Raw genomic sequence first — 10,000 nt, forward strand, 5'->3', positions numbered from 1 at the left:
AGGAGCAGGCTCAGAAGTGTAAGCTATAATATTGTCAATATCCTCATTTGACAATTGTGGAAATGCTGTCATTGGAACTTTATTGTTCTCTTCAAAAACTTTTACAGCTTTTGCATCTCCTGACTTGATTAATTCTCCACTATTCTTTACCCACTTATACAACCATTCTTTGTCATACTTAGCCTCAACTCCACGAAGTGCTGGACCCGTAGCTTTTGCATCTAATTTATGACATGCTGCACAATTGGTATTAAATAATTCCTTACCCTTTGCCGCATCCTGAGAGAATGCAGATAAAGAAGTTACTAGCACGAATGCTACACTGAAGAAAATCTTTGAAAACGATTTATGGTTACCCACCTTTTTCATATTTAAAATGATTATCGACTTAATTTGGTATACTTTTAGATATACCTTATCTAAAAACAACACGTTATTTTTTCAAAACTCCGACAAAAATACAATATTCGAACTATTATTAAAACCTTAATTTTATCTTAAAATGTAATTTATATTTGTTCTAAATAATATTCAGGTGTCCGATTCTCGTCTTAAATTGTATTTTTGTATTAAAATCATTTGTATATGAAAAACTTATCAAAACATAACTTATTGTACTTCTTTATTCTATCATCTCATTTCTGTTTTAGATCTAATGCACAAGATGGGAAAACCAATATCTCTGTGGATCCAAAAATTGACCAATTGTTAAAAGAAAAAAGAAAACTAAACACTGGTTTATTTTTAAATGAAGGTTATAAAATTCAAATTTTTTATGGAAACAGCGAGGAATCCAAAAAGAAATTACAAGAATTTAAAAAGGAATTTAAAGATCTTGACGGAACTATTATTTTCAACAGCCCCAACTATAAAGTATGGATTGGAAATTTCAAAACAAGAATTGAAGTTGAACGCGCAATGGTAGATATTAAGAAAAAATATCCAACAGCTTTAATCATCAAACCTTCGAATTAAAAATAGATAAAAACAAAAAAGCCATTCAAATGAATGGCTTTTTTTATTGTTTGTAACTGAATTATTTCAATTTTTTCTTCACTTCAACTTCATGGAATCCTTCGATTAAATCGTACTCACGAATATCGTTGTAATTCTTAATCTGCATACCACAATCATATCCTTTAGAAACTTCTTTAACGTCGTCTTTAAAACGTTTTAAAGTTGCTAATTCACCTGTGTAAATTACGACACCTTCTCTAATTAAACGTATTTTAGAGTTTCTGAAGATTTTACCATCGGTAATCATACATCCTGCAATAGTTCCCACTTTAGATACTTTGAAAATCTCTCTAATTTCTGCTGTACCTGTAATCTCTTCTTTCATTTCTGGAGACAACATTCCTTCCATTGCGTCTTTCAAGTCATCAATTGCGTCGTAAATAATAGAATAGTTACGGATATCGATTTCTTCTTTTTCAGCTAATTGTTTTGCATTTCCTTGAGGACGAACATTAAATCCGATAATAATCGCATCAGAAGCAGAAGCTAACAATACATCAGATTCTGTAATTGCTCCAACTCCTTTATGAATAATGTTGATTTGAATTTCTTCTGTAGATAATTTAGAGAATGAATCCGATAATGCTTCAACAGAACCATCCACGTCTCCTTTAAGGATAATATTCAATTCTTTAAATTGTCCTAATGCAATACGACGACCAATTTCGGCAAGCGTAATGTGTTTTTGTGTACGAACTGATTGCTCACGTTGTAATTGTGTACGTTTTGATGCAATTTGTTTTGCTTCTCTTTCGTCTTCGTAAACATTAAATTTATCACCCGCAGTTGGCGCACCATCTAAACCTAATACAGACACTGGAGTTGATGGACCTGCTTCTTTGATTTGGTGCCCTCTTTCGTCAAACATGGCTCTAATTTTACCATGGTTCTTTCCAGCCAACACATAATCTCCAATGCGAAGTGTTCCTGCTTGTACTAAAATAGTAGAAACATATCCTTTTCCTTTATCTAACTGAGCTTCAACAACTGTTCCAAGCGCAGGTTTTTTTGGATTTGCAGTAAGTTCTAAAACTTCTGCTTCCAATAATACTTTTTCTAATAATTCAGAAACTCCTGTTCCTTGTTTAGCCGAAATATCGTGTGATTGGTATTTTCCACCCCAATCTTCAACTAATAAATTCATTCCAGCTAATTGCTCTTTAATTTTTTCTGGATTAGCCGCTGGCTTATCTACCTTATTAATAGCAAAAATCATAGGAACACCAGCCGCTTGTGCGTGACTGATTGCTTCTTTTGTTTGTGGCATGATATCATCATCCGCAGCAATTACGATAATAGCGATATCGGTAACTTGAGCTCCACGTGCACGCATCGCGGTAAACGCCTCGTGACCTGGTGTATCTAAGAATGTGATTTTTTCGCCATTTTCTAAAATTACCCCATATGCTCCAATGTGCTGAGTAATTCCTCCTGATTCACCCGCAATAACGTTTGCTTTACGAATGTAATCTAGTAAAGAGGTTTTACCATGGTCAACGTGACCCATTACAGTAACAATTGGTGCTCTATGAACTAAATCTTCTGGATTGTCTTGAACTACTTCTGCAGCTTCTTCAATATCTGTTGTAATGAATTCCACTTCGTATCCAAACTCATCAGCCACAATAGATAATGTTTCCGCATCTAAACGTTGGTTCATCGTAACCATAATTCCAAGCGACATACACGTTCCGATTACTTTTGTAATTGGCACGTCCATTAAAGATGCAATTTCACCAACCGTAACAAATTCTGTTACTTTTAATATTTTACTTCCTTCTTCTTGTGCTTGCAATTCATCATCAACACGTTGACGGTGTGAATCTCTTTTATCTCTACGGTACTTAGCCGATTTTGATTTATTTCCTTTACCTTGTAATCTCTCAAGAGTTTCTTTAATTTGGTTTTTAACATCTTCTTCAGAAGGCTCTACCTTTTGAATAATTGGTTTTTTACCTTTATTAAAACCTCCTGCTCCATTACCTTTTACAAACTCTTTTTTAGGACCACCCGCATTATTATTAGCCCCAGGAGCTCCAGGCGTACCTGGTTTAACAATACGCTTACGTTTGTTTTTATTGTTGTTAGCAGCATTCGCTCCACCTGCATTTGGTGCTTGAGGAGTTCCTGGCTTTTTAAAATCTTTTTTAGGATCTTCTTTTTTCTTTTTCGGCTTATCAAACTGAGACAAATCAATTTTTTGACCCGTGAAAGTAGCACCTGATAACTTTTGATATTGTGTTTCAATTTTTACTTCGCCAACATCTTCAGAAGGAGTTTCTACTTTTGACTCGACATCTTTAGTAGGCTTAACAACTTCAACGTTTTTAACAACTGGCAACTCTTCCTTAACTTCCGTTTTAACTGGTTCTGAAACTTTTGTTTCAACAGGCTTAACTTCAGCAACTACAGGTTTTTCCTCTGATACAATAACAGGTTTTTCTTCAGAAACTGGTTTTTCAGACTTAACTTCTTGTTTTTTAGGATCTAAATCGATTTTACCAACTGCTTTAGGAGCAGATAAAACTGCCTTTGCCTTGATAATCTCTTGTCTTTGACGCTCTTCTTCCTGCAAACGTTTCGCCTCTTGTTCTTTTTCAAGTTCACGTTTTAGTGCCTCTTTCTCTTTTCTCTTTTCTTCACTCACTTCAAGAGAGGCAACCTTATTCCCTTTGTCAGCAGAAAATTGACCACATAAGACTTGATATTCCTCTTGAGATATTTTAGCATTTGGACTTGACTCAATTTCATGACCCTTTTCTTTAAGAAAATCCACAGCTCTATCAAGAGAAATATTTAACTCCCTTAAAATTTTGTTTATTCTTATTACTCTTTCTTCAGACATATAACCTTTTTAAAATTCTATTATGTTGTGTGTTGTTTGGTTAAAGAATTATCCTTCTAATTCTTCTTTTAATATATTAATTACATCTAAAATAGTTTCCTCTTCAAGATCTGTTCTTCTTACCAAGTCAGCAACATCTTGATTTAATACGCTTCTAGCTGTATCTAAACCGATTTTTTCAAATTCTTCAATTACCCAAGCTTCGATTTCGTCAGAGAACTCTCTTAATTCTACATCATCTTCTTCTTGTGCAACGCCTTCTCTTATAACATCAATTTCATAACCAGTTAATAAACTTGCTAATTTAATGTTATTTCCTCCTCTACCAATAGCCTTAGAAACTTCTTCAATTTTTAAGAATACTTCCGCTGTTTTAGCTTCTTCGTTAATTTTAACTGTAGAAACTTTTGCCGGACTCAATGCTCTTGTAATATATAACTGAGCATTCGTTGTATAATTAATTACATCGATATTTTCATTTCCTAATTCACGAACAATTCCATGAATACGAGAACCTTTCATTCCTACACAAGCTCCAACAGGGTCAATTCTATCATCATAAGAATCTACAGCTACTTTTGCCTTTTCACCAGGAATACGAACTACTTTTTTGATTGTAATTAAACCATCAAATACTTCAGGAATTTCTTGTTCGAATAATTTCTCAAGGAATTCAGGAGCAGTTCTTGACATGATGATTTGAGGTTTGTTACCTTTCAATTCTACACTTTCAATAACCCCTCTTACATTATCTCCTTTTTTGAAATAGTCGTTAGGAATTTGTTTTTCTTTTGGTAAAACAATTTCATTTCCTTCATCATCCATCAAAATTACAGCTTTTGGACGAACATGATGCACTTCTGCCGTATAAATATCACCAATTAAATCTTTAAATTGTTTATAAAGATTTGTATTATCGTGTTCATGAATCTTAGAAATCAAATTTTGACGCAAAGCCAAAATAGCTCTTCTTCCTAATTGAATTAATTTTACTTCTTCAGAAACATCCTCACCTACTTCAAAATCAGGCTCAATTCTTCTTGCTTCAGACAAAGAAATTTCAGAATTTGGATCTTCAACCTCACCATCTTCTACCACAACACGATTTCTCCAAATCTCCATATCTCCTTTATCTGGATTAATGATGATATCGAAGTTATCGTCTGATCCGTATTTCTTTTTCAATGCATTTCTAAATACATCCTCTAAAATTGCCATTAGTGTAACTCTATCAATGAGTTTATCGTCTTTAAATTCTGAAAACGATTCGATTAATGCAATATTCTCCATGTCAACTCTTTATTTAAAATGATATTATAACAATTGCTTCTTTTATATTCTCATAAGGAATTTCCAGTTTTTTATCTACTGTCTCTTTTCCTTTACCTATTTTTTTTGGCTCACGTGCTTGCCACTCTAAAGTTATTTTTTCATCATCAGCCAACGTTAATTTAGCCTCAACTTCTTCTGATGTAATAGTTTTAACTTTTAGAGTTCTACCAATATTTTTCTTATATTGCCTTACTAATTTCAACGGGCTTGAAACACCCGCAGAAGCTACTTCCAATGAAAAATCTTGCTCTTCTCTATCTAAATTATTCTCAACCGCTCTACTTACATCGATACAATCTTGCAAATTTACACCAAAATCACCATCTAAAATAACACTAATTTTATTAGCGTCATTTATAGTCATGTCAATCAAAAAAAGATGATTACGCTCAGCTAAAGCTACATCTAACACTTCTTGAACTTTATTTTTAAATGTCATATTCTTATAAAAAGAGGCACGCTGTGCGTGCCTCATAATCCTTAGTCCTTTAATAACGATGCAAATATACAATTTTTTTTGAATTAAAAAAAAGATTGTCAGTTTGGATATTTTTTGTACTTTTATAGTGTAATTCATTTACACTATTAAAATAACCTAAAACAAACTTATGAAACGAATTTTAGTACCAACCGATTTTTCAAAACACGCAGAATACGCATTAAAAGTTGCCGCTCAAATTGCCAAAAAAAATAATGGCGAGATTTTTCTATTACACATGTTGGAATTGCCTACAACTGGAAACGACGCTCTTTCAAGAGCTCACGATATTCCTGAATTAATGTTTTTTAAAAATGCAGCTGTAACAAAACTAGACGAATTAATGGATGCTGATTATTTAGATGGCGTTAAAATCTCAAGAATTATTCAATTTGAAATGGCTTTCGAAGGAATTATTAAAAACGGAGAAGCTCACAATGCCGATTTGATTGTTATGGGATCTCATGGAGCAAATGGTTTCCAAGAGATGTTTATCGGATCTAACACAGAAAAAGTAGTAAGAAATTCTGAGGTTCCAGTACTAGTTATAAAAAGAGAAGAAGACACTTTTAGTGCATCTAAATTTGTTTTTGCTTCTGATTTTTCAGACGAAATAAAAAAACCATTTGAAAAAGTAGTAGAATTTGCAAACAAATTTGGTTCTCATCTTTATTTAGCAAACATTAACACTCCAAATAATTTTAAATCTACCAAGGTAGCTCAAAAACAAATGGACGAATTTATTGCCAACTTTAAAATTGACAACTATTCTACACACATTTACAATGATGTTAATGTTGAAAAAGGTATCTTACATTTTGCAAAAAGCATTGATGCAGACATTATAGGAATGAGTACACATGGAAGAAAAGGACTATCTCACTTCTTTAATGGAAGCATAAGTGAAGATTTAGTGAACCACGCTAAAAGACCAGTCATTACTTTCAAAATCTAATTTCAAGATTTTTATCATAAAAAAAAGACCACAATTGTGGTCTTTTTTTTATGATAACTAATACTATATTAACTACTTATAAAAAATAAAAAACTCCGCTTATTTCTAAGCGGAGTTTTGTTGGCCCACAAGGACTCGAACCTTGAATGACGGTACCAAAAACCGGAGTGTTACCATTACACCATGGGCCAATACCTAACAACCTTTTCGATTGCGAGTGCAAATGTAATGCATATTTTTTATTCTGCAAATTTTTCTAAAAAAAATATTAAAAAAATTATTAAAACGAAATCGTAAACAAAAAAATAGTTTCTTTGTAGGAGAATATAGAAAAATCAAAATACAATATGAATTCATTCAACTTTAAAAAGTGGAACACTATTTTAGGATGGTCTACTTTTATAGTAGCATTAATTACTTATTCATTAACCGTAGAACCTACAATGAGTTTTTGGGATTGTGGTGAGTATATCGCAACTTCAGCCAACCTAGAAGTAGGACATCCACCTGGAGCTCCTTTATTTCAAATGCTAGGTGCTTTCTTCGCGATGTTCGCCTTTAGCCCAGACAAAATAGCTTTAATGGTGAACTACCTTTCTGTATTCTCAAGTGCTTTTACAGTACTTTTCATGTTTTGGTCGTTAACCATTTTATTGAATAAATTAATTATAGGAGAAAAAGAACTTTCAACAAACAATGCTGTTATGATTTTAGGTAGCGCAGCAGTTGCAAGTTTATCATTTACTTTTACAGATAGTTTTTGGTACAATGCGGTGGAAGCCGAAGTTTATGCCATGGCAACTTTCTTAATTGCTTTGTTATTTTGGTTAGGATTACGTTGGGAACAAGAAATAAACACGCCTCGTGGAAATAAATGGTTGCTAATTATTTCATTGGTAATCGGGCTATCGTTCGGTGTTCACTTTATGGCTTTATTAGCATTCCCAGCTATTGGATTTCTATATTTCTTTAAAAAATATCATAATATTACCGTTAAAAGTTTCTTGATTGCAAACGTTGTTATTGTAGCCATCTTACTTTTCATCTTTAAGCTTTTACTTCCTTACACACTAGCTTTCTTTGGTAAAACTGAAATTTTTATGGTGAATAGCCTTGGAATGCCATTTAACTCAGGAACAATCTTTGCCTTTATTTTAATTGTGGCTGCTTTCTATTTTGGATTAAATTATACTAAGAAAAAAGGTCACGTTTTTTACAACACCTTAATTTTAGCAACTCTTTTTATCTTGATTGGATTTTCAACTTGGATGATGTTGCCAATTCGTGCAAATGCTAATACTCCTATTAATGAAAACAAACCATCCGATGCTGCAGAGGTTTTAGCCTATTATAATCGTGAGCAATATGGAGAACAAAAATTATTTTATGGCCCTCAATTTTCAGATACTTACTCTGGATTAGATCCTGTTACACCTTATTTAGACGACAAGCCTAACTACGAGCGTGATTACAAAACAAAAAAATATATCATTACAAACGATTACATCAACGCAAAACAAAATACGGATGATGCTCACAAAGCATTCTTACCTAGAATGTGGAGCAATGAGCACAGAGAAAATTATATGATTTTTACTGAACCTTTAGAATTCAGAATAAATCCAGAATATGCACACGAGGATGAATTAGTCAATATCGTAACACAATTTAGAAAAGCTTATGAAGCAGGAGAGGTTGACGAAAAAGACTATGATAAATTTTTAAAAGGATATGGCGAATATTTAATTGTAGACAAACCTACTTTCCTCAACAACATGAAGTTTATGGTACAATATCAATTTGGATACATGTATGTACGTTATCTACTTTGGAATTTCGCCGGAAGGCAAAGTGATGTTCAAGGAAAATTTGACAATTCCAACGGAAACTGGCTAACAGGAATTAATTTAATCGATGAGATTTTTCACGGGACACAAAAAAACTTACCATCTGATATGAAGAACAATAAAGGAAGAAATATTTACTATGGCATCCCTTTACTTTTGGCTCTTATTGGATTTGTTTTCCATGCAATGCGAGATAAAAAAAGTTTCTACGTTTTACTCGTTTTATTCTTATTTACAGGCTTAGCTTTAAAAATATACTTAAACGAAAGACCTTTTGAACCAAGAGAGCGCGATTATGCTTTAGTAGGTTCGTTTTATGTGTTTGCTATGTGGATTGCTTATGGTATTTATGCAATTTTTGATTCTTTGAAAAAATACATTCAACCTAAAATTGCTATTCCAGTTGTATTAGTACTTTCTTTATTAGCTTCACCAGCAGTGTTAGCGTCACAAAATTGGGACGATCATGATCGTTCTAATAAAGACACTGCTTTAACAATGGCTAAGGCTTATTTAGATTCCTGCGAACCGAATGCTATTTTATTTACCATTGGAGATAACGACACCTTCCCATTGTGGTACATGCAAGAAATTGAGGGCTATAGAACCGACATTCGTATTGTAAACACTAGCTTATTCATGACGGATTGGTATATTGACCAAATGAAAATGAAAACGCATAATTCTGAACCAATTCCAAGTTCATTTAACAGAGAGCAATACAAAGGAAGTAATAGAGATTATAGTTTATTCGTAGAAAGAACTAAAGAACCTTTATTATTAGACGAAATGCTTAAATTCATTGCTTTAGACGATGAAAGAGCTAAAATCGAATTGAATAATGGTCGTAAAATCAATTATTTCCCATCTAAAAAAGTAATTTACCCTATCGATAAAGCAGCGGTAATAAAAAATAAAGCAGTTTCAGAAAAATTCTATGATTCAATTGTTCCGGCAATAGAATTTGAAATTAAAGATGACGCGCTTTACAAAAATCGTTTGATGATGCTTGACATCGTAAATCAAAATAATTGGAAACGTCCGATCTATTTTACAGGCGGAAGCTTTGGTGAAGACGATTATCTTTGGATGAAAGATTATCTTCAATTAGACGGAATGTGTTTCAAATTAGTTCCAATTAAAACTGCTGTAGATTCACCTAGCCCTATGAAAATGGGGCAAATTGATTCTGAAAAAATGTACAAAATTGTAATGAAATGGGATTGGGGCAATAGTGGAAAACCAATTATCTATCACGATCCTGAAACACGCAAAAACAGTATTAGTTATAGAACTAATTTGGCTCGTTTGATGGAAACCTTAATTATAGAAGGCAAAAAGGATAAAGCTGAAAAAGTAATTGACTTAGCAATGGAAAAAATGCCAATTCAATATTTCGAATATTATTCTATGCTAGAACCTTTTGCAATGGGATATTACGAAGTTGGTAAAAAAGAAAAAGCTAGAGAAATTATTTCTGAAGTAATTAAAAAATATCAAGAAAATCTAACTTTTTATAACAGTTG

The 10,000-nt window shown here is 32.8% G+C and carries 7 protein-coding genes and 1 tRNA gene; 3 read left to right on the forward strand and 5 right to left on the reverse strand.

What is annotated here, in order from left to right:
• Nucleotides 1-369: cytochrome c (locus LDL23_RS06650; RefSeq protein ID WP_291265008.1), on the reverse strand; the 369-nt coding region annotated here is incomplete at its 3' end.
• A gap of 216 nt (nt 370-585) precedes the next feature.
• Between LDL23_RS06650 and LDL23_RS06655 the strand changes: the two genes are divergently transcribed.
• The gene (locus LDL23_RS06655) at nt 586-975 is read left to right on the forward strand and encodes an SPOR domain-containing protein (protein WP_291265009.1); all 390 of its coding nucleotides are present in this window, start codon (nt 586-588) and stop codon (nt 973-975) included.
• A 61-nt stretch (nt 976-1,036) separates the two neighbouring features.
• On the opposite strand, the gene infB is transcribed toward LDL23_RS06655, so the two are convergent.
• Genes infB through rimP form a run of 3 tightly spaced genes read right to left on the reverse strand, consistent with a single transcriptional unit; the run spans nt 1,037 to nt 5,633 of the window.
• Nucleotides 1,037-3,862 carry a translation initiation factor IF-2 gene (gene infB, locus LDL23_RS06660; RefSeq protein ID WP_291265010.1) on the reverse strand — a complete coding sequence of 942 codons (2,826 nt, stop codon included), beginning with the start codon at nt 3,860-3,862 and terminating at the stop codon, nt 1,037-1,039.
• Nucleotides 3,863-3,910: 48 nt separating this feature from the next.
• The gene (gene nusA, locus LDL23_RS06665; RefSeq protein WP_291265011.1) at nt 3,911-5,152 is read right to left on the reverse strand and encodes a transcription termination factor NusA; all 1,242 of its coding nucleotides are present in this window, start codon (nt 5,150-5,152) and stop codon (nt 3,911-3,913) included.
• 13 nt (nt 5,153-5,165) lie between these two features.
• Nucleotides 5,166-5,633 (reverse strand): ribosome assembly cofactor RimP, encoded by a 468-nt coding sequence (gene rimP, locus LDL23_RS06670; RefSeq protein WP_291265012.1) that lies wholly within the window; start codon nt 5,631-5,633, stop codon nt 5,166-5,168.
• A 169-nt stretch (nt 5,634-5,802) separates the two neighbouring features.
• On the opposite strand from rimP, the gene LDL23_RS06675 reads away from it, so the two are divergent.
• On the forward strand, nt 5,803-6,627 hold the full coding sequence (locus LDL23_RS06675) for a universal stress protein (RefSeq protein ID WP_291265013.1): 825 nt from the start codon (nt 5,803-5,805) through the stop codon (nt 6,625-6,627).
• Nucleotides 6,628-6,747: 120 nt separating this feature from the next.
• Here the strand turns inward: LDL23_RS06675 and LDL23_RS06680 are convergent.
• Nucleotides 6,748-6,818, reverse strand: a tRNA-Gln gene (locus tag LDL23_RS06680).
• Between the two features lie 156 nt (nt 6,819-6,974).
• Between LDL23_RS06680 and LDL23_RS06685 the strand changes: the two genes are divergently transcribed.
• The coding region (locus LDL23_RS06685) for a DUF2723 domain-containing protein (RefSeq protein ID WP_291265014.1) at nt 6,975-10,000 on the forward strand (3,026 nt) is incomplete at its 3' end.

The sequence above is a fragment of the Flavobacterium sp. genome, from assembly GCF_020217025.1.
GTDB lineage: Bacteria > Bacteroidota > Bacteroidia > Flavobacteriales > Flavobacteriaceae > Flavobacterium.

Excerpts from the sequence above, each read along its gene's own strand:
- LDL23_RS06655 (WP_291265009.1), top strand. The coding sequence starts at position 586 with ATGAAAAACTTATCAAAACATAACTTATTGTACTTCTTTATTCTATCA.
- infB (WP_291265010.1), bottom strand. The coding sequence starts at position 3,862 with ATGTCTGAAGAAAGAGTAATAAGAATAAACAAAATTTTAAGGGAGTTA.
- nusA (WP_291265011.1), bottom strand. The coding sequence starts at position 5,152 with ATGGAGAATATTGCATTAATCGAATCGTTTTCAGAATTTAAAGACGAT.
- rimP (WP_291265012.1), bottom strand. The coding sequence starts at position 5,633 with ATGACATTTAAAAATAAAGTTCAAGAAGTGTTAGATGTAGCTTTAGCT.
- LDL23_RS06675 (WP_291265013.1), top strand. The coding sequence starts at position 5,803 with ATGAAACGAATTTTAGTACCAACCGATTTTTCAAAACACGCAGAATAC.